This is a genomic window from Nocardia blacklockiae, assembly GCF_015477355.1.
Classification (GTDB): Bacteria; Actinomycetota; Actinomycetes; order Mycobacteriales; family Mycobacteriaceae; genus Nocardia; species Nocardia blacklockiae.
Genome location: NZ_JADLRJ010000001.1, coordinates 576,709 through 601,458, shown reverse-complemented (window position 1 = coordinate 601,458; position 24,750 = coordinate 576,709). Strand labels below are relative to the sequence as shown.

Genomic DNA, 24,750 nt, shown 5'->3' with positions numbered 1-24,750 from the left:
CCAGTCCGCTGGCCGTCTCAATGCAGGCACAGAACGGATTACCCGCGCCGGACTTGGGTAGCCTTGCCAGGGTGATCAATATTTCGGCGGAACAGGGCCTGCGCAGCACCCCCGTGGAGATCGGCGTCGCCGCTACCGTGTCACAGTTGCCGATCGTGCGCGGGCTCGCCGAAACGCTGGTCCTGCTCAGCGATTTCACGCTGGACGAGGTGGCCGACATCCGGCTCGCGGTCGACGAGACCTGCTCGACGCTCATCTCGGTGGCCGGTCCGGGCACCGATCTGCGCTGCCGGTTCACCGTCGGCGACGAGGACCTGCTGGTGCGGGTCACCGGCATCGCCGCCAAGGAGGGGCTGCCCGACCAGCGCAGCTTCGGCTGGCACGTGCTGCGCACGCTGACCGACGAGGTCACCATCACCCAGGAGTCCTACGACCAGACGGCTTCCGGCTTCCCGACCGTCGTGGAGTTCCGGCGGGTCCGGGGGAAGGCGTAGTGGCTGACGAGGACACCGTGTTCGAGTCCGGCGACGCCGACGCCACCCCGCCCGAGACGCCCGGCACGGCCGCCGGAACCGGTCCCGACACGCCCGCGCAGGGCGGCGGGGAGCCCGAGGCGGCCGCCGCGGAAAACGCCACCGACGAGAACTCCGACGACGAGGAGGTCGAGGAGGTCACCCAGTCGGTCACCGGATACGACGACGTCACAAAGCTTTTCGAGGAGCTGGCCGGGTCCGCGGAGGGTTCGGACCGGCGCGCGGAGCTGCGGGCGCAGCTGATCGGCCGCTGCATCCCGCTGGCCGACCACATCGCCCGCAAGTTCAGCGGCCGCGGTGAGCCCTTCGACGACCTGACCCAGGTCGCGCGCGTCGGGCTGGTGCACGCGGTGGACCGCTTCGACATCTCCCGCGGCTCGAACTTCCTGTCCTTCGCGGTGCCCACGATCATGGGCGAGGTGCGGCGCTACTTCCGCGACAACACCTGGGCGATGCGAGTTCCGCGGCGCGTCAAGGAGACTCACCTGCGCATCGGCGCGGCCATCGACACGCTGTCGCAGTCGCTGGGCCGCTCGCCGACGGTCAAGGAGATCGCCGCCGAACTCGAGATCAATCCCGACGAGGTGACCCAGGCGGTCATCGCGGGCAACGCCTACCAGCCCAGCTCCATCGACGCGGTGTCGGTGGGCCGCGACACCGAAGCCTCGCTGCTGGACACCCTCGGCGAGGAGGAGTCGCAGTTCGACCGGGTCGAGGAGTACGTGGCGATCCGCCCGCTGCTGGCCGGGCTGCCCGAACGCGAGCGCCGCATCCTCACCATGCGGTTCTTCGAATCCATGACCCAGACCCAGATCGCCCAGCGCATGGGCATCTCGCAGATGCACGTGTCGCGCATTCTCGCCAAAACCCTTGCCCGCCTGCGGGAGCAGTCGGCACGCGAGTGAGAGGGGACCGCATGACGTCGTTGCCGTTCGATTCGCTGTACCGGCACGGGTTCGCCCGGGTCGCGGTGGCCGTGCCGCCGGTGCGGGTGGCCGACCCGGACTACAACGCCGAGCAGACCCTGGCGCTGGCGCGACAGGCCGCCGAGCAGCACGCCGTGCTCACCGTCTTCCCCGAACTGGGCTTGTCCTGCTACACCGCCGACGACCTGTTCCACCAGGACGCGCTGCAGTACGCGGTCGACGCGGCGCTCGAGCGGGTGGTGGCCGAGAGCGCCGGCATCGACTCGGTGCTGGTGGTCGGCGCGCCGGTGCGCGCGCAGGGTCGATTGTTCAACTGCGGCATCGTGATCGACCGGGGCCGGGTGCTGGGCGCGGTGCCCAAGAGCTATCTGCCCAACTACCGGGAGTTCTACGAGAAGCGACAGTTCGCTGCGGCGCGGGAGAACCTCGACGACCATCTCACCCTGGCCGGGCAGCGGGTGCCGTTCGGGGCGGATCTGCTGTTCGTGGCCTCGAATCTGGACAAGTTCGTCTTCTACGTGGAGATCTGCGAGGACGGCTGGGTCCCGTTGCCGCCCAGCGGTTTCGCCGCGCTGGCCGGGGCGACCGTGCTGGTGAATCTGTCGGCCAGCAATATCGTGGTCGGCAAGGCGGACTACCGGCGGCAGCTGTGCGCCTCGCACTCGGCCCGCAATATCGCCGCCTACCTGTATTCGGCTGCGGGGAACGGGGAGTCGACCACCGACCTGGCGTGGGACGGCCAGGCGGTGATCTGCGAGAACGGCGACCTGCTGGCCGAGGGCGAGCGTTTCGCCGACCACGCGCAGCTGGTGACCGCCGACGTGGACCTGCCGCGCCTGGCCGCCGACCGGCTGCGGATGACCAGCTTCGCCGACAACGTGCACGACCACCGGGAGCGGCTGGCCCGGCTGCGCCGCGTCGAGGTCGAGCTGCCGGTGCCGTCGGGGCCGGTCGAGCTGGCGCGCGAGATCCCGCGCTTCCCTTACGTTCCCGCGAATCCCGCGGTGCGCAACGAGCGGTGCGCCGAGGTGCACCACATCCAGGTCGAGGGGCTGTGCACCCGGCTCGCGGCCACCGGGTCCAAGCGGGTGGTGATCGGGGTGTCCGGGGGCCTGGACTCCACGGTCGCGCTGATCGTGGCCGTGAAGACGATGGACCGCCTGGGCCTGCCCCGGTCGAACGTGCTCGCCTACACCATGCCCGGATTCGCCACCAGCACACGGACTTTGAACGACGCGCGGCGGCTGATGCGCGCGCTCGGGGTGTCCGCGCACGAGATCGATATCCGGCCGTCCGCCACGCAGATGCTGAAGGATCTGAATCACCCTGCGGCCGAGGGTGTTCCGCAATACGACGTGACCTACGAGAACGTGCAGGCCGGCGAGCGCACCTCGCACCTGTTCCGGCTCGCCAACCAGCAGCAGGCGCTGGTGCTCGGCACGGGTGATCTCAGCGAGCTGGCGCTGGGCTGGTGCACCTTCGGCGTCGGCGACCACATGGCGCACTACAGCGTGAACGCCTCGGTGCCCAAGACGCTGATCAAGTACCTGATCGCCTGGGCGGTCGACACCGGGGAGCTGGGCCCGGAGGCCGACGAGGTGCTCTCCTCGATTCTCGCCACCGAGATCTCCCCCGAACTCGTGCCGACGGAAAACGGTGCGTCCGACGGAGATTCGGCGCAGCCGGGGCAGAGTTCGGAGGCCACCGTCGGCCCGTACGAGCTGCAGGACCTGCACCTGTACTTCCTGCTGCGGTTCGGCTATCTGCCCAGTCGCGTCGCCTATCTCGCGCATCGCGCCTGGGTCGATCGCGACCGCGGCCGCTGGCCCGACCTGATCCCCGAGGCCGACCGGCACGAGTACGACCTGCCCACCATCAAGCACTGGCTGGCGGAATTCCTCCGCCGTTTCGTGCAGACCAGCCAGTTCAAGCGGTCCACGCTGCCCAACGCGCCGAAGGTCGGCTCGGGTGGTTCGCTGTCTCCGCGCGGCGACTGGCGCGCGCCCAGCGACGCGGTCGCCACCGCCTGGCTGGACGAACTCGACCGCAACGTGCCCGACAAGTAGAGCGCGCAGCGCTCACCGCGGCGGGCGCGTTCAGCCCGCCGCGCCCACCGGCGGCAGCTGCGGGAGCGGGCGGTCGTAGAGCCAGGTCTCCCAGAGCGGGCGCAGCGAGGCAGTGCTGTAGTGCCCGGCCAGGTCGGCGAATTCCTCGGTGTCGACCGAGGAGTGGCGGTAGCGGGCGGTCCATTCCCGCAGCAGGCCGAAGAATTTCGCGTCGCCCAGCTCCAGGCGCAGGGTGTGCAGGGTGAGGGCGCCGCGCTTGTAGACGCGGTCGTCGAACATCAGCGCTGGGCCGGGATCGCCGACGACGATGTCCTGCGGGCTGCGCGCCAGATTGTGCCGGGCCGCGCGGGCCAGCTGGTCGGCGCTCGGGCCGCCGGACGCCTCGGACCAGATCCACTCCGCGTAGCAGGCGAAGCCTTCGTGCAGCCAGATGTCGCGCCACTGCCGCACCGTGAGGCTGTTGCCGAACCACTGGTGGGCCAGCTCGTGCGCGATCAGCCGCTCCGCGCCGCGCCGTCCGTCGCAGTGGTTGGCGCCGAAGATCGACAGCCCCTGCGCCTCGATCGGGATCTCCAGCTCGTCGTCGGTGACCACGACCGTGTAGCCCTCGAAAGGGTAGGGGCCGAAGCGGTTCCGGAATTCCGTCATCATCCGCGGCTGTCGCTCGAAGTCGTGCTCGAACGCGGTGCGCAGCCGCGGCGGCACCAGCGCGTGCATCGGCACGTCGACGTGCTGGGCCGAGCCGATCCGGTAGCGGCGGTACGGGCCGATCTGGATGGTCGCCAGGTAGCTGGCCATCGGCTCGGGTTGCTCGTACACCCAGGTGGTCTGGCTCGCCTTGGTCTGTTTGCGCAGCAGGGTGCCGTTGGCGACGGCGTGGTAGGGCGAGTCGGTGGTGATCGAGATCCGGTAGCTGGCCTTCGAACTGGGATGGTCGTCGCAGGGGAACCAGGAGGCGGCGCCGTTGGGCTGGCTGGCGACCAGGGCGCCGTCGGTCAGTTCCTCCCAGCCGACCTCGCCCCACGGGCCGCGGACCGGTCGCGGCGTGCCGCCGTACTGGACGACGAGGGCGAGCACGCCGCCCGCCGGGATCTTCTGCGCCGGGGTGACGGTCAGCTTGCCGCGCTGATGCGTGTACTTGGCGCGCGCGCCGTTGACGAAAACCTTTGCCACGCTCAGTGATTGGGACAGGTCCAGGGCGAAGCGGGTGCGCGCGGCGGTGGTCACCGCGGTGATCGCGGCCCGGCCCGCCAGCCGGTTGCTCGCCACCTTGTAGACCAGTTCCAGCTCGTAGCGCGAGACCCGGTAGCCGCGATTGCCGTTCTGCGGCAGGTACTCGTCGATGGGTACCTCGTAGAACTTGTCCCCCATCAGGCCTTGCCCTCCGGCCACGGCGCGATCGGGTTGCCCTGCCAGCGGGTCGAGGGCGGCACGGTGTCGCCGCGCATCACCAGCGACGCGGGGCCGACGGTGGCGCCCGCCCCGATCCGGGCCGCCGGCAGCGCCACGCAATGCGGGCCCAGCGTCGCGCCCGCCTCCAGAGTCACCGTGTCCATGGCCATGATCCGATCATGGAACAGATGGGTCTGCACCACACAGCCCCGCTCCACGGTCGCGCCGTCGCCGAGGGTCACCAGGTCGGCCTCGGGCAGCCAGTACGACTCGCACCACACGCCGCGCCCGATCCGCGCGCCCAGGCCGCGCAGCCAGACGTTCATGACGGCGGTGCCGGTGGCGGCGCGCGCGAACCACGGCGCGGCGACGGTCTCCACGAAGGCGTCGGACACCTCGTTGCGCCACACGAACGAACTCCACAGCGGCTGTTCGACTTTCGCGATGCGGCCGACCACCAGCCATTTCGCCGCCACCGCGCAGGCGCCGGCGAATCCGCCCGCGGCGAGCAGCACCACGCCCGACAGCAGCGCCGCGAACCAGTACCCGGGTCCCTGCGCCAGCGCGGCCAGCGCGCACAGCACCGCCAGCCCGATGCCGAAGGTGACGACCACCGGGATCAGCCGGCACGTCTCGACGACGCCGCGCGCCACCTTCAGCCGCAGCGGCGGGTCGAAGGTGCGCGCGGTGTCGGAGTCGCCCGCGGTGCGGCGCAACCGGACCGGCGGGCTGCCCAGCCACGACGAACCGGCCTTGGCCTTCTCGGGCGCGGCCGACAGCACGGCGACCAGGCCGTTCTTCGGGACCCGGCGGCCGGGCGCGGTCATGCCGGAGTTGCCGAGGAAGGCCCGCTTGCCGACCTTCGCGCCGCCGATGCGCAGCCAGCCGCCGCCGAGTTCGTAGCCCGCGACCATGGTGTCGTCGGCGAGGAAGGCGCCGTCGGCGACCGTGGTGAACTTCGGCAGCAGCAGCACCGTCGAGGCCTCCACGCCCTTGCCGACGGTCGCGCCGAGCAGGCGCAGCCACAGCGGGGTGAGCAGGCTGGCGTAGAGGGGGAACAGGAAGGTGCGGGCGGAGTCCATCAGCCGCTCGGTCGCCCAGGCCTGCCAGCCGATCCGGCTGCGGACCGGGTGGTAGCCCTCGGTGAGGCCGATGCTGAGCAGCCGGACCGACACCACGGTCCCCGCGGCGAACACGCCCAGGCTCAGCAGGGTGGCGACCGGCAGGATCAGGAAGGCGTGCCCGGCCGCGCCCGCAAGCGTCCGGTCGTCGCGGATCCACCACGCGAGGAGCGCGCCGCCGACAGCCAGCGCGGCGATCGGCAGAGCGGCCAGCACCATCGACGACAGGCCGAAGATCGCCACCCAGTGCACCGCGCGCGGCGGGGTGCCGGCCGGCCAGGGGCGGTCGGCCTTGCCGACCTTCACCGCGGGCGAACCGGCCCACTCCTGGCCCGCCTTCACCTTGCCGAACACCGCCGATCCGGGCGCGACCACGGCGTTCTTGCCGATCACCGCGCCCGGCAGCAGCGTCGACCGCGAGCCCACGACCGCGCCCGCGCCGATGCGGACCGCCCCGATGTGCACGCGGTCGCCGTCGATCCAATAGCCCGCGAGGTCCACTTCCGGTTCGACGCTGCATCCGTCGCCGAGTTCGAGCAGGCCCGTCACCGGCGGCAGGGTGTGCAGGTCGACGCCCTTGCCGACGCGCGCGCCCAGCGCCCGCGCGAACGGCACCATCCACGGTGCGCCGGAAAGGTTTTCGGCCCCGCTGGCCTCCGACAGCCGCACCGCGGCCCACAGTCGCAGGTGCGCCGGGCCGCCGCGCGGATAGCTGCCGGGGCCGACGCCGCGCAGCAGCAGCCGGGCGCCCGCGACGCAGATCGCCATGCGGCCGGGCGGCGAGATGAACAGCACGAAGCCGAGCAGCGCCCACCACCACGACAGTCCGGGCATCCACGGCATGGCCCCGGACCAGCTCGCGACATTGGCGACGATGCCCAGCCAGGTCAGCCACTGCAGGCCGGTCAGCGTGGTCAGCGGCAGCAGGGCCAGCAGTTGTGCCCACTGGGCCCGGCGCGGGGTCGGAGTGACGGTGCGCGTGGCGGCCTGCTCGACGGGCGCGGCGCTGTCCAGGAATTCGGCGAGCGCGCCCAGCCGGGGGTGGTCGTACAGATCGGCGACGGTGATCTGCGGGAAGCGTTCGCGCAGCGCGGTCACCAGCTGCGCGGCCGCCAGCGAGCCGCCGCCGAGATCGAAGAAGTCCGCCCGCGGGCCGCCGGCCTCCGCGCCGAGGATCGAATTCCACAGTCCCGCGACCCAGCGCGCGGTCTCGGACAGGTCGGCGTCGGGTGCGGGATCCGGCGCCGCGCCGGGCAGCGGCCACGGCAGGGCGTCGCGGTCCACCTTTCCCGAGGTGCGGGTGGGAAGTTCGCCGAGCACCGCCAGCCGCGGCACCAGCGGTGCGGGGAGTTGCTCGGCGAGCAGCGCGCGGGCGTGGGCGACGTCGAAATCGGGGTCGGCGACCGACAGGTAGCCGACGAGGATCTTGTTGCCCGCCTTGGTCGCTCGCACCGCGGCCGCCGCGGCGGTGACGCCGGGCAGGTGCTGCAGCGCGTTGTCGAGTTCGCCGAGTTCGATGCGGCGGCCGCCGATCTTGACCTGGTCGTCGGCGCGGCCCAGGAAGATCAGGCCCGCGCTGTCGTTGCGGACCAGGTCGCCGCTGCGGTAGGCGCGCTGCCAGCCCAATGTCGGCATGGGAGCGTACTTCTCGGCGTCCTTGCCGGGGTCGAGGTAGCGGGCCAGGCCCACGCCGCCGATCACCAGTTCACCGGATTCGCCCTCCCCCACCGGGTTTCCGGCCGCGTCGACGACCGCGAGATCCCAGCCGTCGAGGGGCAGGCCGATCCGCACGGGCGGCTCGCCGGTCAGCCGGGCGGCGCACGCGACGACCGTGGCCTCGGTGGGGCCGTAGGTGTTCCACACCTCGCGCGCCCCGGATCCGGCCAGGCGCTCGGCCAGTTCGGGCGGCACCGCCTCGCCGCCGAAGATCAGCAGCCGCACCGCGTCGAGGGCCTCCGCCGGCCACATCGCCGCGAGCGTCGGGACGGTGGAGACGACGGTGATGCGCCGGCGCACCAGCCACGGGCCCAGGTCCATGCCGGTGCGCACCAGCGCCCGCGGGGCGGGGACCAGGCAGGCGCCGTGCCGCCACGCCAGCCACATCTCCTCGCAGGAGGCGTCGAAGGCCACCGACAGGCCCGCCAGCACGCGGTCGCCGGGCCCGATCGGCTTGTCCCGCAGGAACATTCGCGCCTCGGCGTCGACGAAGGCGGCGGCGTTGCGGTGGGTGACCGCGACGCCCTTCGGGGTGCCGGTGGAACCGGAGGTGAAGATGATCCACGCGTCGTCGCCCGGGTCCGGGGAGGCGGTGGTGCCGGGGCGCGCGGCGGTGACGTCGCCGTACGGGGTGACCCCGGCGGCGGTGACGACCGCGCTCACGCCGGCCTCGGCGAAGACCAGCCGGGCGCGCTCGTCGGGGTCGTCGGCGTCGACCGGGACGTAGGCCGCGCCGGCGTGCAGGACCGCCAGGATGGTGACGTAGAGCTCGCCGGTGCCCGACGGGATGCGCACGCCCACGCGGTCGCCCGCGCGCACGCCCGCTTCGCGCAGCCGGTCCACGGTGTCGTCGATCTCGGCCAGCAGTTCGGCGTAGGTGAGGGTGTCGGTGCCGTCGTCGAGGGCAGGGGCGTCGGGGTGGTCCAGGGCCGTGGCGGCCAGGATGTCGACCAGGGTGCGCGGCGGGGCGGCGACCGCGGACCGCAGCAGTGGGGACGGCGCGGCGGCCGCCGCGGTCTCCGAGACCTCCGGCTGGAGTATCACGTCCTGTTCACCTTTCCGATCGGCCCCCGCCCGTGCGTTGTTGTCTCACGCCAGGGTTACCGATGCGCAAACACCACACTGCCGTTGTCCCACTCGTCGCCGGGTGCTACCCCGGCCGGCCGGATGTGCGGCCGATTTGCCCGAACCATTGTTCCAGGTCGCGGCGCGGCGGGCGATCGCGGCACGGCCCGCTATCACCGACATCACAGTCGCGCCCCGGACCGGCCCGCGCACGCCGTGGTCGGGTCGGCTCGCGCAGAGCGGCCCGGACCTTGGGGCACGCCGAGTCCAGCCGGTTTCGGGTGGCTCGCGCAGCGCGGCCCGGACCATGGGCGCACGCCGCGGTCAGGCCGGTTTACGCAGCGCGGCCGGACCACGGGGTACGCCGCGTCAGGCCGGTTTACGCAGCGCGGCCAAGAACATGGCGTCGGTGCCGTGCCGGTGCGGCCACAGCTGGGCGGCCGGGCCGTCGCCCACGTCGGTGACGCCGGGGAGCAGATCGCGGGTGTCGAGTTGCTCCGCGCCGGTGCGGCGGACCAGGTCGCCGACCACGGCGACGGTTTCGGGCAGGTGCGGGGAGCACGTCGAGTACACCACCACGCCGCCGGGGCGCAGCAGACCCCATGCGGCGGTGAGGAGTTCGCGTTGCAGCACGGTGAGGTCGCGGACGTCGGCGGGGGTGCGGCGCCAGCGCGCCTCCGGGCGGCGGCGCAGCGCGCCGAGTCCCGTGCAAGGCGCGTCGACCAGGATGCGGTCGTAGCCGGGGGTGAGGCCGCTGTCGCGGCCGTCGGTCACGTGCACGGTGACCGGCTGCCCGGCGGTCGCCTTACGGACCAGCTCGGCGCGGTGCTCGGCCGGTTCGACGGCGTCGACGTGGTAGCCGTCGATGTCTGCGAGGGCGCCCAGCAGAGCGGTCTTGCCGCCGGGCCCGGCGCACAGGTCCAGCCAGCGGCCGGTGTCGGGACCGTCCAGCGGGGCGCGGGTCAGCGACAGGGCGACCAGCTGGCTGCCCTCGTCCTGCACCGCGGCCATGCCTTCCCGCACGGGTTCCAGCTTGCCGGGGTCGCCGCCGTCGAGGTACACGGCGTACGGCGACCAGCGTCCCTCCTCGCCGCCGGTGACCAGGGCCAGTTCCTCGGCCGTCAGGTCGCCGGGCCGGGCGACCAGGTGCACGGCCGGGCGTTCGTCGTCGGCGGCGAGCAGGTCGCGCAACTCGTCGGCGCGCGCGCCGAGGGCGTCGGCGAAGGCCTGCGCGATCCAGGTGGGGTGGGCGTACTCGAAGGCCATGTGCCCCACCGGATCCCGCGGCGCGAGCCGGTCCACCCACTCCGCCGCGCTCCGCTCGCCCGCGCGGCGCAGCACCGCGTTCACGAAACCCGCCTTGCCGCTGCCGGATTCGGCGCGCGCCAGATCCACCGAGGTGCTCACGGCCGCATGCGATCCCACGCGGGTGCGCAGCAACTGGTACACACCCAGCCGCAACACGTCCAGCAGCGGCCCGTCGATCTCGCTCACCTCGCGCCCGGCGCACTCCGCGATCACCGCGTCCAGCACTCCGAGCGACCGGCAGGCCCCATAGGCGAGTTCGGTCGCGAACGCCGCGTCCCGCCCCCCGAGCCGCCGCTCCCGCAGCAACCCGGGCAGCACCAGATTCGCGTACGCGTCCCGCTCCCGCACGGCCCGCAACACATCTCGGGCCACCTCCCGCGGCGCATCCACCGCGGGCCCCGGCTTCCGCCCGCGCGCAGCGCCTTTCGCTCCGCGGCCAGCTGCGGGCGTGCGCTTCGCGCCCCGCGCGTCCCCGGCCGCAGTGCGATCTCTCGAAGCGCGTGCGTCGTCTCGTCCTCCCCCGGAGGCAGCCGACTTTCCCTGTCCGGAATCGCCGTCGCGGCGTGGTCGATCGGTCCGTGCACCACGGGAAGCACCCCGGCCGTCGACATTGTCGCCCGATCGGCGGGCGTCATCGGCGTTTCGGCGCGGTCGGCCCCAACTCTGTTGTCCCGCAGCGCCGCTCACGAGAGAGCGCCCGAGGATGTCTGCGCGAGCAGGAGTTCGGCGGTCACCGGGCCGGACTGCCGGTCCGGGCGCGTCACTCGACCACCGCGCCGGGCTGGAGGCGGGCGCCGCGAGCCCAGTCCAGGGCGGGCATCATGCGTTTGCCCGGTGGCTGCACCTGGTCGAGGCGGACGGCGGTGGTGGCGGTGCCGACGTAGACGCCGCTCTTGCGGACCTCGATGGTCCGGGGCGGCAGGGTCTCCTCGACGAGTTCGACCGGTCCCAGTTTGATGCGCTTGCCTTCCACCTCGGTCCAGGCGCCCGGGGCGGGCGTGACGGAGCGGATCCGGCGGCCGACGGCCAGCGCGGGCTGGTCCCAGCGGATGTGCGCGGCGTCCACGTCGATCTTGGGCGCGTAGGAAACGCCCTCCGCCGCCTGCGGGACCGCCTGGACGGTGCCGTCCTCGATGCCGTCCAGGGTCGACGCGAGCAGCCGCGCCCCGGTTTCCGCGAGCCGTCCCAGCAGGGTGCCCGCGGTGTCGGTGACCGCGATCTTCTCGGTCACCACGCCGAAGACGGGCCCGGTGTCCAGGCCCGCCTCGATCTGGAAGGTCGAGGCGCCGGTGATCTCGTCGCCGGACAGGATCGCCGCCTGCACCGGCGCGGCCCCCCGCCACGCCGGCAGCAGCGAGAAGTGCAGATTGACCCAGCCGTGCCGCGGGATGTCGAGCACCCGCTGTGGCAGCAGCGCTCCGTAGGCCACCACCGGGCAGCAGTCCGGCGCGAGCGCGGTGAGCCGCTCCACGAAGTCGGGCTCCGACGGCTTGGCCGGCGTCAGCACCGGAATGCCGTGCTCGTCGGCGAGGCGGCCGATCGGCGAACGGGTGACCTTGCGCCCGCGCCCGGACACGGCGTCCGGCCGCGTCACCACGGCCACCACCTCGTGCCGCGACGACTCGATCAGATACCGCAGCGACGGCACCGCGGGCTCGGGCGTCCCGGCGAACACGACGCGCATCAGTGGCCCCGCCCCGCCGCCGCGACCCGGGTGGCCGACACTTCGGCCGCCGACATCACCGTCTTTCCCGCACCGAACCAGTCGGATTCACGCACGGCGCGCATCGCCTCCTTGCGGGTCGCGGCGTCCAGCCGGTCCAGGTACAGCACGCCGTCGAGGTGGTCGGTCTCGTGCTGCACGCAGCGCGCCAGCAGCCCCTCGGCCTCGAATTCCACCGCGGCGCCGTCGAAGTCGACGCCGCGCGCCACCACCCGCAGCGCGCGGGTGACGTCGTAGCGCAGGCCCGGGATGGACAGGCAGCCCTCCGGCCCGGTCTGCTCCTCGGCGCCGATCACCTCGTAGGAGGGATTGACCAGGTGCCCGGCGCGGCGGGTGCCCGGCCGGTCGGTCCCGGCGGTGCTGGTGTCGTAGACGAACACCCGCAGGCCGACCCCGATCTGCGGCGCCGCCATGCCGACCCCGCCGCTGCCGTGCATGGTGTCGGTCAGGTCGGTCACCAGCTGGCGCAGTTCCCGGTCGAAGGCGGTGACCTCGTCCGCTCGGGCGCGCAGGACGGGATCGCCGAACAGGCGAACGGGCTGGATGGTCACGAGCAACTCCCGAGCGAGAAGGAAACGGTCGTCTCATTTTACGAATGCGCCGGCGCGACTCCGCCGGGGTTCGCCGGATCAGGTGTGCGCGCCCAGGATCACCTCGGGAATCCCGGTGCCCAGCGGCACGAATCGGCACTCCGGGGCGCGCGCGTGCGCGGGGTCGAGGGCGTTGAGCAGCAGTTGCCACACGAGCGGGTCGTACACCAGGTGGAAGTGCCCGGTCAGGTCGACCGGGCAGGTGTCCTGCAGCAGGATGTTCACCGCGCCCGGCCCGCGCAGCGCCATGTTCTCGTTCGGCTGGATCATCTCGTCGACCCGGCTGCCGATGGTCGTGTACCGCACGCCGGGCACCGTGTCGCCGCCCGCGTTCAGCGCGCGCATGAACGGCGACCCCGCCGCCTGCTGCACCGCCGCCGACGAGGTGACCTGCTCGAACGCCCACCACAGCCCGGGGATCGCGTCGGCGAGGGGCACCAGGCCGTACATGACGCCGCCGTAGCTCGGCGACGCCAGCCCGATCCACTGGCCGACCGCCGGAGCGCCCCCGAGTTTGTTGACGTAGTAGCGAGTGACGTTGGCGCCCTGGGAGAATCCGACCAGATCGACCTGCGGCGCGCCGGTGGCCGCCCGCACCCGGTCGACGAATTCGCCGATCTGCCGGGCGGACAGCCACATGTCCTCGGTGCCGAAGTCGCGGATCGCGTCCGGTCTACCGCCGTAGTTCACGGCGAAGACGCAGTAGCCGGCTCGCGCGAGCACCGGGCCGACGGCGGCCCAGTCGGTGTAGGCCGAGGCGTCGGTCCCGTGCGCCAGCACGACGGGGCGCGGATGGTCGGGACCGGGACGGCAGGCGAAGTCGTTGGTGCCGGCGGGCGTGGCCGACGGATGGGTCTTGGTGTACCAGGCCGCTGTCATGTGCTCGGGCTGCGGCGGGCCGGGATCGGTGGGCACCACCGGCGGGCGGTAGCCGCCCGGCGCGGGCGGGTCGGCGGTGGACGCGCCCGGCCCGAGGGCCAGCGCGCCCACCAGCACGCCCGTCACCGCGATGCGCCACCACTGTGGTACCTCCCGAACTCTGCGGCGGCTCCGTTGTCCCATCTCACGATCATTACCGCACCGAGCGGCAATCGAGCGCCGGGACACGGGCTTTCGCTGCCGTCAGTTCCCGGGGGTCTCGTCGTCGGCGAGGATCCGGTACAGCGAGCGGCGCGCCTCGGTGAGCACCTCGGCCGCCTTGGCCGCCTGCTCCGGCGTACCGGCCCGAGCCACCTGCGCCACCGCGCCCATCAGCTGGCCGACCAGCTCGCGCAGGTCCAGCGCCTGGTCCCCGACGCCGTCGCGGACCTCCTGCCAGGGATCGCCGAGTTCGTCGCGCTGCGCCTGCACGTATTCGGTGCCGGACTCGGTCAGCTTGGCGGTCTTGCGACCGGCGACCTTCTCGATGAGCACCAGGCCCTCGTCCTCGAGCTGCGACAGCGCGGGATAGATCGAGCCCGGGCTCGGACGCCAGACGTCCTCGCTGCGCTCGCGGATCTGCTGGATCAGTTCGTAGCCGTGCATCGGCCGCTCCTGCAGCAGCAGCAGGATGGCCGCGCGGACGTCGCCGCGCCGCCCCCGCCCGCCGCGTCCGCGACCGCGGCCGAACGGACCACCGCCGGGTCCGAAACCGGGCCCGAATTCCGGACCGAAGGGCCCGAAGCCGGGACCGAAACCATGCGGGCCGTGCCCGCCGCGCGGATGCCGGCGGAACTGCTCGCGACCACCGGGCCGCTGGCCGCGCCAGCGCCCGCGCATTTCCATGTTCTCCATGTTTTCCATGGCTGCCTCCTCAGGCTTGTTCGTTCTTTGACAACATCGACGATATATCGGCAATGCATCTTCGACAAGGGTGAGGTGGCACACAAACCGACCGGGCGGCTCAGTCGGCCGGAAGCCAGCTGCCGTGGAAACCGGCGGGCACGCGGTGCGGGAGCTGGACCGCGCCCACCGTCTCGAGCGTGCCGGCGTCGAGGATCGCGAGTTCGCTGCGATCGGTGGCGGCGTCGTAGACGAAGCCGAGCAGCACGCCGTCGTCCTCGGCGGCATCGGGCGCGGAGGGCTGGAAGACGAACTCCCCCAGGCCTTTTCCGGCACCGAACGACCGGCTCGCGGTGGTGCCCGCGACCAGGTCGTGCTTGTAGAGCACCGAATCGCCGTCGCCGCCGCCGAGCACCGCGGGCGCGTAGCCGTACCGGTGGCGCCTGCCCACCCGCCGCTCGTCCACGCGCGGGAACTCCTGGGCCCGGTCGTCGAAGCAGTGCTGGCGGACCTTGCCCGCGGACAGGTCGACCTCCCAGCGATCCAGCCTCGGCGCGCCGTCACTGGGGCCGAGACGGTCGGCGTCGAACATCTTGGGATGCCGCACCACGTCCAGAACCACGGTGTCGCCGTCGTCGTAGGCGTTGAGCGGGTGGAAGACGTAGCAGGGCTCGATGTCGAACCAGCGGACGTCGGCATTGCCGCCCTCGCGCGGCATGACGCCGATTCTGGCCTGGTACTTGGGATTCCACGCGTACGGCAGCCGCCGGTCCCGCGCCGGTCGCGCCTGTTTCGCCACGGGCGGGTTGGGCAGCCGGACGCGGCCGATGAAGGCGGACAGCAACAGTCGCGCCGGCAGCCGCAGCCCGCGCGGCACCGCCATCTCCGCCGACAGGCCCGGATCGAGCGTGACCGGCAGGTCGTAGAGCACCACGTACTTCTCGGTGAGCGAGAAGTCGTGCATCATCGGCGCGCCGCCGACGCGGATGTCGACGGTGCGCCGGGCCCGGCCGTCCACGCCGATCACCGAGTACTGCACCGTGTTTCCGGCGCGGAAGGAGTACGACACCGCGTGCAGCTCGCCGGTCTCGGGGTCGCGTTTGGGGTGTGCGGTGTAGCCGCCGCTGAGCGTGCCGCCGAAATCGCAGACGCCCATCGTCTCCAGTTCCTCGCTCAGTTCGTAATTGGCCAGCCCGGCCTCGACCAGCGCGAGGGTGCGCCCCGCGTGCCCGATGACGTGGGTGTTGGCGCCGACCCCGGACACGCCGCGCACGACGGGCGGCTCGCCCAGCGCCGCCGAGGTGACCGGGCCGCGCACCCAGCGATTGCGGTACCACTCCGCCCGCCCGTCGCGCAGCCGCACGCCGTGCACCATGCCGTCGCCCGAGAACCAGTGGTAGAGCGCGGGATCCAGGTCGCCGACCGGGTTCGGGCCGTTGCGCAGGTAGCGCCCGTCCAGATACTCGGGGACGGTGCCGGTGACCGGGAGATCGGTCAGCGTGTACTCCTGCCGCAGCGGCGCGAAGGTGCCTTCGAGATAGCGATTGCCCATGTCAGGCTCCCCACGTGAACATAACCGAGTTATGCGGATTAGAATAACCTCGTTATGGAAGCGAGGCAACCGTGAATTCCCGCCCCGAGGAGACGATCCGGCGCCGCGGCGCGGCCATGCGCGACCGGCTGGTGGCCGCCGGTCTGCGGCTGCTCGAGGAGGGCGGCCCCGAGGCCTTGCAGACCCGGCGGGTGGCCGCGGCGGCCGGCGCCTCGACGATGACGGTCTACACCCACTTCGGCGGCATCACCGGGCTGCTGAAAGCCGTTGCGGCCGAGGCCTTCGCGCGTTTCGGGGCGGCCCTGGCGAGCACCGCGCCGACCGACGACCCGGTCGCCGACTTCTTCGCGATGGGGTACGCCTACCGCGAGTACGCGCTGGCCAGCCCGCAGCGGTACCGGCTGATGTTCGGGCTCACCGCCCAGCAGACCGAACACCCCCTGGGCCGCGACGTCACCGACGCGCCGGTGGTCGACGTGGTCGGCGCGGAGACCTTCGAGCAGCTGGTCGGGGCGGTGGCGCGGATGATCGACGGCGGCCACCTGAGTCCGCAGCCGGTCCGGCAGGTGGCGGCGCGCATGTGGGCCCTGATGCACGGCACCGTCATGCTGGAGCTGAGCGGCTACCTCGGCACCGAGAACCACGGCCCCGCAACGGTTCTCGGGCCCGCGACGGTGGACCTGCTGGTCGGCATGGGCGGCGCGCGCGCCGAGGTCGAGCGGTCGCTGCGGCGCGCCGGGGAGCTGGTCGCGCGGGAGTGACCGCTCAGCCGGCGAGGCCGTCGATCCAGCGTTCCAGCCGGCGACCCTCGGCCGCCATCAGCTCCGGATCGCGAAAAGTGTTGGTGAGCAGCGAGATTCCTTGATAGGACGCCACCAGGGCGACCGCCAGCTCCGCGGCGTCGGCGCGGCCCATGGCCTCGAACTGGACTCGCACCCAGTCGATGAGCCGGCGCACGACCACGGCCAGCTCCGCGTCCAGGCCGTCGCGGCGCTTGTCCAGCTCGGCGGCGAGAGTGCCGGTGGGACAGCCGAAGCGCGCGGCCACGTCGCGCTGGTCGACCCAGCCGCGCACGAGCGCCTTGAGCCGCTCGGCGGGCGCGTCGAGCCGTTCGAGTTCGCCGATCATCTCGTGCAGATAGGCGTCCTGCGCGCCGATCGCCGCCTGGACCAGCTGGTCCTTGGTCTTGAAGTAGTAGTACACGTTGCCGACCGGCACCTCGGCGACGGTCGCGATGTCCGCGATCGTCGTCTTCTCCACGCCCCGTTCGTGGAACACCCGCGCCGCCGCGGCGACGAGGCGCTCGCGCTTGCCGCCGCGGGTCGCCGTTCGCCCGCCTGAGTCAGTCACCCGACTAACTATAGACAAACCCGCCCGCGGGCTCTACTGTACATTTAGTCAGCCAACTAACTCAATCAGGAGACGAACGATGATCGTGGTGACCGGAGCGACCGGCAATATCGGCGGCACCCTCGTGCCTGCCCTCGCCGAGGCGGGCGAGAAAGTGGTGGCGGTGTCGCGCGGCGACCGGGAGGTGCGTCTGCCCGAGGGCGTCGAGCATCGCCGCGCCGACTTGGCGAACATCGCGGACCTGCCGCCCGCGTTCGCCGGCGCGGACGCGCTGTTCCTGCTGCTCAGCGGCGAATTGGGCGTGACCGGCCCGGCGCCCGCCGAGATGGTCCGCGCGGCCGCCGACGCCGGTGTGCGGCGGCTGGTGTTCCTGTCGTCGCTGGCGGTGACGACCCGGCCGGGGCGGGAGCGGCTGGTGGAATTCGAGGCCGCGGTGCGGGATTCGGGGCTGGAGTGGACGATTCTGCGGCCGGGCGGGTTCTTCTCCAACGCGTTCGCCTGGGCAGCGTCGGTGCGCGCCGAGCGCACGGTATTCGCGCCGTTCGGGGATGTCGCGCTGCCGCACCTCGACCCGGCCGACATCGCGGAGGTGGCGGCCGCGGCCCTGCGGTCGGCCGACCATGCCGGGCAGACCTACACCCTCACCGGCCCCGAACGGCTCACGCCGCGCGACCAGGCCCGGGTGCTCGCGGCGGCCCTCGCCGAGCCGGTCCGGTTCGTCGAGCTGACCCGCGACCAGGCCTTCGCCGCGATGACGGAGTTCATGCCGGATCCCGTCGCGGAGGACACGCTGTCCATCCTCGGCGAGCCGGTCCCGGCGGAAACCGCGATCAGCCCGGACGTCGAACGCGTACTCGGCCGTCCCGCAAGGGGTTTCGCCGAGTGGGCGGATCGCAATATCGCCGCGTTCCGCTGACGGGTCCGGGACTCCCCCGCGCTGTGTTACTCCGGGTGGGCCAGGCCGTGGCGGTAGGCGTAGCGGACGGCGTCGGCGCGGTTGCGGGCGCCGATCTTGGCGAAGGCGTTGTTGATGTGGGTCTTGACCGTGGTCTCCCCCACGAACAGCGCGGCGGCGATCTCGGCGTTGCTCAGGCCCCGCCCGATCAGCCCGAGCACCTCGGCTTCCCGCCCGGTCAGGCCGTCCGGGCGGGAAGCGGCCGAGCGGTCCGGCGGGTCGGGGGTCTCCGGGCGGGCGAGCGCGGCCACCAGCCGCTGCGACACGGCGGCGTCGAAGGTGGACTGCCCCGCGGCGGCCGACCGGATGGCGGCGGCGATCTCCACACGACCGGCGTCCTTGGTGAGATACCCGCGGGCCCCGGCGCGCAGGGCGCTCACGATGGAGTCGTCGTCGGCATAGGTGGTCAGCACGAGAACCGCGGTGGCCGGGTGGTTTTCGGCGATGCGGCGGGTGGCCGCGACACCGTCGAGCACCGGCATCCGCAGATCCATCAGCACGACCTGCGGCGCGTGCTCGGCCACCGCGCGCACCGCCTGCTCGCCGTCGCCGACGGCGCCGACCACCGCGATCTCGTCGACCAGCCCGAGCAGCGCGACCAGGCCCTCGCGCATGACCTGCTGGTCGTCGACCACCAGGACCCGGATCGGGTCGCCCTGCCGCGCGCTCACTCCGGCACCTCCGCCGCCACCAGCCATCCGTCGCCGTCCGGGCCGGCGGACAGGGTGCCGCCGACCAGCGCGATCCGCTCGCGCATGCCGGTCAGACCATACCCGTCCGGTCCCGTCGACTCTTTGGCCGCCAAGGGGTTTCGCGTCGTCAGGCGCACGCGGTCGGGCAGGAATTCGAGCGTGACCGCCACCGCTTCGCCCGGGGCGTGCTTGCCGGCGTTGGTCAGCGCCTCGCGCGCGGTGCGCAGCAGCGACACCGTCGCGGCCGGGCCGATCGAGCGGGGCGGGCCGTCCACGCGGCAGCTCACCCGCAGATGGTGGTCGCGCCGGTAACCCTCGACGAGTTCGTGCAGCGCCTCGGGCAGCGGCGGCACGTCGCTGCGCAGCGCGGCCACCGCGCCGCGGGCCTCGGCGAGCCCGTCCGCGGCGAGCCGGCGGGACTGCCGCAGCCGGGCCAGCGCGCCCGCCACGTCGCCCTTCTCGCCGAGCAGCCCCTCGGCCACCTCGAGTTGCACGGTGAGCGCGCCGAGCGAGTGCGCGAGCACGTCGTGCATCTCCCGCGCGATGCGCGCCCGCTCGTCCAGCGCGGCGGCGCGCGCGTGCTCGTGCTGGGCGCGGCGCGTCTGTTCCAGCAGCAGTTCGGTCTCGCGGACCCGCAGCCGGTACTGCCGCCGGTACAGGCCGAGCAGCAGCAGGATGACGAGGATCGCCACGTGGGCGGCGATCGAGGCGGCCGACCGTTGCGCGAGCAGGCTGGTCGCGACGAGGAGCGCGGCGCAGGCGGCGAAGAGGGTCAGGATGGTCGTGATCCGGGACAGGATGTGCTGGGCGAAGACGCTGACCGCCACGCACAGCAGGACCGTCATCGACGAGTCGGGCGCCGGTCCGGCCGCCGCCGCGCTGACCAGCGCACAGCACGCGAGCGCGGCGAAGGAGAGCCGCGGCCACCGGGTGAAGCTGCCCGCGAACACCAGCCAGCAGGCGTAGGTGCCGCCCAGGACCCACCACAGCCAGGCCGGGGTCGGCGGGTCGTGGTTGAACAGCACGTTCACCGCCAGCAGCGCGTTGCCGATCAGTCGCATGAGCACGCTGGACTCCGGGTCGCCGCCGAGCAGTACCCGGCCTGCCCGCCGTAACCGTCGGCTCGCTGTCCCTCGCGGTGGTTCCACCCTCAGCATTCTTGCCGCCGGGCCGGGTGGGGGGCTCGGCCCCTGGGTGGAGACCTGAATCTCCACCCGCGCACCGAGGCGTCGGGGGCCGGTGGGTCGATAGCGTTCCGGTATCCGAATGCCGCTTCCCCCAGGAGTTTTCGATGACCGACATCGCACCGGCCGCACCCGTCGCGGGCGCACCCAGTTCCGGCCGCACCCGCAATCTGGTGTTCGCGGCCGTGAGCATCGGGTTGTCGCCCGTGCTCTACTACCTGTTGACGGCCGCCGGCTACTCCGATTACGCGGCGCTGCTGTGCTCGACCGTGGTGTCCGGCTTGTGGGCGGCCGGGGTCGCGGTCGGGCAGCGCCGGGTCGACGGGCTCGCCGCGTTCGCCTTCGCGCTCAACCTGCTCGGTCTCGCGCTGGGGCTGGTCGCCGGTGACGAGCGGATGATGCTCCTCAAGGATCCGGTCAGTTCGGCCGTCGTGAGCGTGCTGCTGCTGGGTAGCTGCGTGGTCGGGCGGCCCGCGATGTACGGCCTGGCGCAGCGTCTGCACGCGCCCGGAGCCGACCAGGCCGCGCGCTGGGATGTCCTGTGGCACAGCGACTCCGAGGTCCGCCGGGAGTTCCGCCGGTCCACGGCGGTGTGGGGTGCCGGGCTGGCCGTCGACGCCGTGCTGCGGTCGACGCTGATCTTCACGCTGCCGGTGTCGGTGTCGGTCGGGCTGATGAATCCGGTGCAGTGGGTGATCATCGGCGCGCTGGTCGCGTACACCGTGCGGAGCCGTCGGCGGCTGGACATGAAGTCGCGGCTGGGGCGCGAGGTCGCGGTGGCGCGGTAAGCCTGGTGCTGTCCGGATTACTCAGGTGCCGGGTTATTGCTCGGTGGCGCCAGGCCTTGGTCCCAGCCGGGGATGACCTCCCCCGCGCCACAGTTCTCCGGCCGCTGTGGGGATGGGCGCGTTCCCAATCGTCCAAGTGCATAGGCCCAGCGGCGAATAGTCTCGGGCACAACGAGCGTGAGAGGAGAGGCCGTGAGCGGCACCGCGAACGATCAGGAACATCCGGTGGCGGCGTGGGATGCGGCGTGGGCGGTGCTCGCGCCGCTGACCGATCTCGTGACGCCGATGGCGATGCGCGTCGCGGCCACGCTCGGGCTCACCGATCTGCTCGGCGGCGACACGCTCCCGGCCGCGGAACTGGCGCGCCGCAGTAACACCGACCCGGACGCGCTGGAACGGCTGCTGCGCCATCTCGCGTGCCGCGGCGTCTACATCGAGCCGGAGCCGGGCCGGTTCGCGGTGAACGAACCCGCCGCACTGCTGGCCGCCGATCATCCTGCCGGAATGCGCGGGTGGCTGGACCTGGACGGCTTCGGCGGGCGGATGGATCTGGCGTTCACCGGCCTGCTGCACACCGTGCGCACCGGGCAGCCGGCCTGGGAGACGGTCTTCGGCGCGCCGTTCTGGCGCTACCTCGACGAGAACCCGCACGTGAGCGCGTCTTTCGACGCGGTTATGGCCGCCGGGGCGGACTATCTTGCCGACGCGGCCGCCGCCTACGACTGGTCGCGCGCGGGGCACGTGGTCGACGTCGGGAGCGGCACCGGCGCACTGATCGCCGAGGTGCTGGCCGCCGCCCCGGACCTCCGGGCCACGCTGGTGGATCTGCCCGACACCATCGAGCGCGGCCGCGCGCACCTCACCGCCCGCGGGCTCGACGACCGCTGCGAATTCGCCGCGCAGAGCTTCTTCGAGCCGCTGCCCGCCGGCGGCGGCGCATACATCCTCAAACGCGTACTACACGACTGGAGCGACGCCGACGCCGTACGCATCCTGCGCCGCTGCGCGGAAGCGGCCGGCACCCACGGCCACGTCGTCGTGATCGAGGGCAACGGCAGCTCCGGCGCCGACCCGGCCGTCCTCGCCGAAATGGACCTCCGCATGCTCGTCCTCAGCGGCGGCCGCGAACGCCCCGCCGACCACTACGCCGCCCTGGCCACCGAAGCGGGCCTCACCGTCACCGAAACCCGCACCACCCCACTCGGACACGTCGTCCTCGACTGCCGCCCCGCAAGTCCAGCCCCCGCCCGGCCGTGAGATAAACCGCCGTTCCCGGTTCCGCGCCATCCAGCTCAGGCGCCCGTGTTCGACCGCTGCGTGGCGACCTCGGTGCGGGCCTAGTTCTCGAGAGAACCGCCGAACCCGTTTGCGCGCAACGCTGTTCGGTGCAGACGGTCGTGCGCGGGGCGCGGGTGATCGCTGAGGGCGGCCGCGATTGCGATGCTGCTCGGCGGCGGGCGGAGCGTAGTGCGTGATGTGAGGGGCGGTCAGCCGATGTCGATCGGGTCGATCTGTACTCGCAGGGGTGCGTCGGAGCGGTGGGTGCTGCGGACGGCTTGGGCGGCGGTGAGGGCGCGGGAGAGGGCGGCGGCCTGGGAACGGTCGGCGCGCAGGATCATGCGCTCCACTTCGGCGGGGGAATCGCCGGAGGAGAACGGCTTTCGCGCGCCGGGGGGCAGGGGTACCGGGCCCAGAATCTCCACGCCGTCGGGAAGGTGTGCCTCGCCGAGCAATTCGGCGATGGAGTCGGTGGTGCCGTCGATGGCGGCGAAACGGACCGCGGGCGGGAAGCGGACCTCGGTGCGGGACTCGAGTTCGAACCTGGCGTGGCCCACCGGATCCCAGCGCACCAGCGCCTGCACCGTGGGCACCGACGGCTCGGCCATCACGACGACCTGACCGGACGCGCGCACCAAAGCCGCCGCGGACATCCAGCGCCGCAGCGCGTCCTCCGCGGCGCGCAGGTCCGCGCGGCCCAGCAGCGCCCAGCCGTCGAGCAGCAGCGCCACACCGTAACCACCGGGAACCACCGGTTCGGCGCCGATGGTCGCGACCACCACCTGCGGCTCGTCGGGCACCGACGTCAGCACGCTCGCGCCGCCGGAGCCCCGGATCGGCACCTCGGGAAACGCCCGGCCCAGCTCCTCCGCCGTGCGCGCCGCCCCGATCACCACCGCCCGCAGCGCCCGCGAGCCACACGTCGAGCAGCGGAACACGGGCTCGGTCTTGCCGCACCACCGGCAGCTGGGGCTGTGCGCCACCGGCCCGGAAGCGCTGCGCGACACGGCAACACCGAGCTCACGCGCCGACGCCGGACGCTGCGCCCCCGCCCCGCCGCTGTCGCCGTCGGCCAGGGCCAGGGGGCCGTTGCAGTGGCGGCAGCGGGCCGGAGTCCGGCATTTCGCGCAGGACAGGGCGGGGACGTAGCCGCGACGCGGAACCTGGACCAGGACCGACTGGCCTACGGCGAGGGCCTTGCGCGCGGCGGTAAATGCCACCGCGGGGATGCGCACGGCTCGGGCGACGGGGTCGCGTTCCAGGGCGAAGTCGCTGTCGCCGGGGGCGCTGATGCGCGGGGCGCGCTGCCGCACCACCGCGCGGTCGGCGACGAGGTCGTGCGCCCAGCCGGACGCGACCACCGCCTGGATCTCCGCGGTGCGCGCGAATCCACCGGCCACGAAAGCCGCGCCCGTCTCGTGCGCGCGCAGCATCGCCACTTCCCGGGCGTGCGGATACGGGGCGCGGGGTTCGGCGTAGGTGTCGTCGCCGTCGTCCCAGATCGCGATCAGGCCGAGGTCCTGCGCGGGCGCGAAAACCGCACTGCGCGTGCCGATCACGACCCGCGCGGTACCGCGCAGCACCGACAGCCACCGCCGGTACCGCGCCGCGGGCCCGAGCCCGGCCGCCAACCCCACCGCGGCCTCCCCCACCAGTTCGGCACACGCCGCCGCCACCCGGTCCAGATCCCGCTGGTCCGGCACGACCACCACCGCACTCCGCCCACTACCCACGACCACCGCCGCCAACTCCGCCAGCCGCCGCGCCCAATCCTCCCCCGGCAACGCCTGCCACCCAGCCCGCGGCCCTTTCCCCCTCGCGAGCGCCTCCAGGAACGACATGCCGTGCCGATAGCGATCCCACGCCGAGTACCGCGAAACATCCACCGCGGCAGCGGCTTTCCCACCGGTGATCTGAGGGTTCGTGTCTTGCCCTGCCTCGCCCACTGCGGCATGGCTCACCGCCGCAGGCTCACCCGCCGCCGAGGCTTCTCCCCTCGGCGAAGTCTGCTCTCCAGCCACAGCACCGCCCGGCGCGTCCGGCCGGACCACAGCGGCACGGCTCGTCGCACCAACCTCGCCCACTGCGGCACGGCTCAGCGCCGCAGGCTCGCCCACGGACTCATCCATTGCGGCGTCCTCACGCACCGCTGGAGTCTCATCTGCCGACGCGGCCGCGTCGGCGGACGGAGGCCCCTTTTCGACGTCGGCTGCGCTCGTGCCGGTCGTTGCGCCGACTGCTTCCGTCTCGCTTTCGGCGACTTCGGTTGCGTCCGAAGGTCGGTCGCCCATAGCGGGGGATGACGGGGGCGGAAGTTCTTGGGTGCGGGGCTTTTCCGATTCCACCTTTGCGTGGCGCGGGGGGATGGCGAGGCGGAGGACGTCGGCTCGGGTGCCGGTGTAGCGGGCGGCTACGGCGGTGACGAGACGCAGGATCTCGGGGGTGAGGACTTGTTCGCCGGAGACGACGCGTTCCAGCTTCATCAGTTTGCCGGTGTGGTCGGTCTCGTCGAGGCGGGCGAGGAGGAAGCCGTCGATCAGGCGGCCCGAGAAACGCACGCGGACGCGCACGCCCGGCTGGGCGAGCGCGTCCATGTCCGCGGGGACCAGGTAGTCGAAATCCCGGTCCAGATGTGCCGGTTCCAGCATCGGCAGCACGCGCGCGATCGGGCGCACCGGCGCCACGGCCCCGGCGGAGGCGGCAGCCCGCTTCCCCGCTGGGGTCGCTGCCGCCTCGGGCCCGGCCTCGGT

The 24,750-nt window shown here is 72.7% G+C and carries 19 protein-coding genes; 7 read left to right on the top strand and 12 right to left on the bottom strand.

Annotated features, from left to right (window positions below; translation table 11 throughout):
- Nucleotides 1-71 precede the first annotated feature (71 nt).
- Genes IU476_RS02750 through IU476_RS02740 form a run of 3 tightly spaced genes read left to right on the top strand, consistent with a single transcriptional unit; the run spans nt 72 to nt 3,525 of the window.
- Complete coding sequence (locus IU476_RS02750; protein ID WP_195096142.1) at nt 72-494, top strand: ATP-binding protein; 423 nt, start codon at nt 72-74, stop codon at nt 492-494.
- Nucleotides 494-1,438, top strand: a complete 945-nt coding sequence (locus tag IU476_RS02745) for an RNA polymerase sigma factor SigF (protein ID WP_324193831.1) — start codon at nt 494-496, stop codon at nt 1,436-1,438. The genes IU476_RS02750 and IU476_RS02745 overlap by 1 nt, the downstream gene beginning before the upstream one ends.
- Nucleotides 1,439-1,449: 11 nt before the next feature.
- Nucleotides 1,450-3,525, top strand: a complete 2,076-nt coding sequence (locus IU476_RS02740) for an NAD(+) synthase (protein WP_195096141.1) — start codon at nt 1,450-1,452, stop codon at nt 3,523-3,525.
- A gap of 30 nt (nt 3,526-3,555) precedes the next feature.
- Here IU476_RS02740 and IU476_RS02735 read toward each other — a convergent pair whose 3' ends face one another.
- The 8 genes from IU476_RS02735 to IU476_RS02700 all read right to left on the bottom strand — a co-directional run bounded on the left by IU476_RS02735 (nt 3,556) and on the right by IU476_RS02700 (nt 15,753).
- The gene (locus tag IU476_RS02735; protein ID WP_195097376.1) at nt 3,556-4,896 is read right to left on the bottom strand and encodes a M1 family metallopeptidase; all 1,341 of its coding nucleotides are present in this window, start codon (nt 4,894-4,896) and stop codon (nt 3,556-3,558) included.
- Nucleotides 4,896-8,744: a Pls/PosA family non-ribosomal peptide synthetase gene (locus IU476_RS02730; protein WP_228823137.1), complete on the bottom strand. Its 3,849-nt coding sequence runs from the start codon at nt 8,742-8,744 to the stop codon at nt 4,896-4,898. Before IU476_RS02730 ends, IU476_RS02735 begins: the two co-directional genes overlap by 1 nt.
- 444 nt (nt 8,745-9,188) lie before the next feature.
- The gene (locus IU476_RS02725; RefSeq protein WP_195096140.1) at nt 9,189-10,499 is read right to left on the bottom strand and encodes an RsmB/NOP family class I SAM-dependent RNA methyltransferase; all 1,311 of its coding nucleotides are present in this window, start codon (nt 10,497-10,499) and stop codon (nt 9,189-9,191) included.
- A gap of 388 nt (nt 10,500-10,887) precedes the next feature.
- Nucleotides 10,888-11,811, bottom strand: a complete 924-nt coding sequence (gene fmt / locus IU476_RS02720) for a methionyl-tRNA formyltransferase (protein ID WP_195096138.1) — start codon at nt 11,809-11,811, stop codon at nt 10,888-10,890.
- The gene (gene def / locus IU476_RS02715; protein WP_195096136.1) at nt 11,811-12,401 is read right to left on the bottom strand and encodes a peptide deformylase; all 591 of its coding nucleotides are present in this window, start codon (nt 12,399-12,401) and stop codon (nt 11,811-11,813) included. The genes fmt and def overlap by 1 nt, the downstream gene beginning before the upstream one ends.
- A gap of 78 nt (nt 12,402-12,479) precedes the next feature.
- Nucleotides 12,480-13,502 carry an esterase/lipase family protein gene (locus IU476_RS02710; protein ID WP_195096134.1) on the bottom strand — a complete coding sequence of 341 codons (1,023 nt, stop codon included), beginning with the start codon at nt 13,500-13,502 and terminating at the stop codon, nt 12,480-12,482.
- A 60-nt stretch (nt 13,503-13,562) separates the two neighbouring features.
- A complete protein-coding gene (locus IU476_RS02705) occupies nt 13,563-14,222 on the bottom strand; it encodes a PadR family transcriptional regulator (RefSeq protein ID WP_438943962.1) in 660 nt (219 codons plus the stop codon).
- Between the two features lie 100 nt (nt 14,223-14,322).
- The gene (locus tag IU476_RS02700) at nt 14,323-15,753 is read right to left on the bottom strand and encodes a carotenoid oxygenase family protein (RefSeq protein WP_195096132.1); all 1,431 of its coding nucleotides are present in this window, start codon (nt 15,751-15,753) and stop codon (nt 14,323-14,325) included.
- 71 nt (nt 15,754-15,824) lie between these two features.
- On the opposite strand from IU476_RS02700, the gene IU476_RS02695 reads away from it, so the two are divergent.
- A complete protein-coding gene (locus IU476_RS02695) occupies nt 15,825-16,514 on the top strand; it encodes a TetR/AcrR family transcriptional regulator (RefSeq protein WP_324193830.1) in 690 nt (229 codons plus the stop codon).
- Nucleotides 16,515-16,518: 4 nt separating this feature from the next.
- Here the strand turns inward: IU476_RS02695 and IU476_RS02690 are convergent, their stop codons facing one another.
- Nucleotides 16,519-17,103 (bottom strand): TetR/AcrR family transcriptional regulator, encoded by a 585-nt coding sequence (locus IU476_RS02690; protein WP_195096131.1) that lies wholly within the window; start codon nt 17,101-17,103, stop codon nt 16,519-16,521.
- A gap of 79 nt (nt 17,104-17,182) precedes the next feature.
- Here IU476_RS02690 and IU476_RS02685 point away from each other — a divergent pair, with 79 nt between their 5' ends.
- Complete coding sequence (locus IU476_RS02685; protein WP_195096130.1) at nt 17,183-18,019, top strand: SDR family oxidoreductase; 837 nt, start codon at nt 17,183-17,185, stop codon at nt 18,017-18,019.
- Nucleotides 18,020-18,045: 26 nt separating this feature from the next.
- Here IU476_RS02685 and IU476_RS02680 read toward each other — a convergent pair whose 3' ends face one another.
- Together IU476_RS02680 and IU476_RS36665 are read right to left on the bottom strand one after the other, a co-directional pair.
- Nucleotides 18,046-18,729 carry a response regulator gene (locus IU476_RS02680; protein WP_324193829.1) on the bottom strand — a complete coding sequence of 228 codons (684 nt, stop codon included), beginning with the start codon at nt 18,727-18,729 and terminating at the stop codon, nt 18,046-18,048.
- Entirely contained in the window at nt 18,726-19,898 is a 1,173-nt protein-coding gene (locus IU476_RS36665) for a sensor histidine kinase (protein ID WP_324193828.1), read from the bottom strand. Before IU476_RS36665 ends, IU476_RS02680 begins: the two co-directional genes overlap by 4 nt.
- 143 nt (nt 19,899-20,041) lie before the next feature.
- Between IU476_RS36665 and IU476_RS02670 the strand changes: the two genes are divergently transcribed.
- Nucleotides 20,042-20,722, top strand: a complete 681-nt coding sequence (locus IU476_RS02670) for a VC0807 family protein (RefSeq protein WP_195096124.1) — start codon at nt 20,042-20,044, stop codon at nt 20,720-20,722.
- 192 nt (nt 20,723-20,914) lie between these two features.
- Complete coding sequence (locus IU476_RS02665; protein WP_195096122.1) at nt 20,915-21,979, top strand: methyltransferase; 1,065 nt, start codon at nt 20,915-20,917, stop codon at nt 21,977-21,979.
- Nucleotides 21,980-22,209: 230 nt separating this feature from the next.
- Here the strand turns inward: IU476_RS02665 and IU476_RS02660 are convergent, their stop codons facing one another.
- Nucleotides 22,210-24,648, bottom strand: coding sequence for a primosomal protein N' (locus IU476_RS02660; RefSeq protein ID WP_195097370.1), 2,439 nt, complete (start codon nt 24,646-24,648; stop codon nt 22,210-22,212).
- Nucleotides 24,649-24,750: the final 102 nt, after the last annotated feature.

Coding starts and splice junctions, on each gene's coding strand:
- IU476_RS02740 (WP_195096141.1), top strand. CDS start 1,450: ATGACGTCGTTGCCGTTCGATTCGCTGTACCGGCACGGGTTCGCCCGG.
- IU476_RS02735 (WP_195097376.1), bottom strand. CDS start 4,896: ATGGGGGACAAGTTCTACGAGGTACCCATCGACGAGTACCTGCCGCAG.
- fmt (WP_195096138.1), bottom strand. CDS start 11,811: ATGCGCGTCGTGTTCGCCGGGACGCCCGAGCCCGCGGTGCCGTCGCTG.
- IU476_RS02710 (WP_195096134.1), bottom strand. CDS start 13,502: ATGGGACAACGGAGCCGCCGCAGAGTTCGGGAGGTACCACAGTGGTGG.
- IU476_RS02705 (WP_438943962.1), bottom strand. CDS start 14,222: ATGGAAAACATGGAGAACATGGAAATGCGCGGGCGCTGGCGCGGCCAG.
- IU476_RS02700 (WP_195096132.1), bottom strand. CDS start 15,753: ATGGGCAATCGCTATCTCGAAGGCACCTTCGCGCCGCTGCGGCAGGAG.
- IU476_RS02685 (WP_195096130.1), top strand. CDS start 17,183: ATGATCGTGGTGACCGGAGCGACCGGCAATATCGGCGGCACCCTCGTG.
- IU476_RS02670 (WP_195096124.1), top strand. CDS start 20,042: ATGACCGACATCGCACCGGCCGCACCCGTCGCGGGCGCACCCAGTTCC.
- IU476_RS02660 (WP_195097370.1), bottom strand. CDS start 24,648: ATGCTGGAACCGGCACATCTGGACCGGGATTTCGACTACCTGGTCCCC.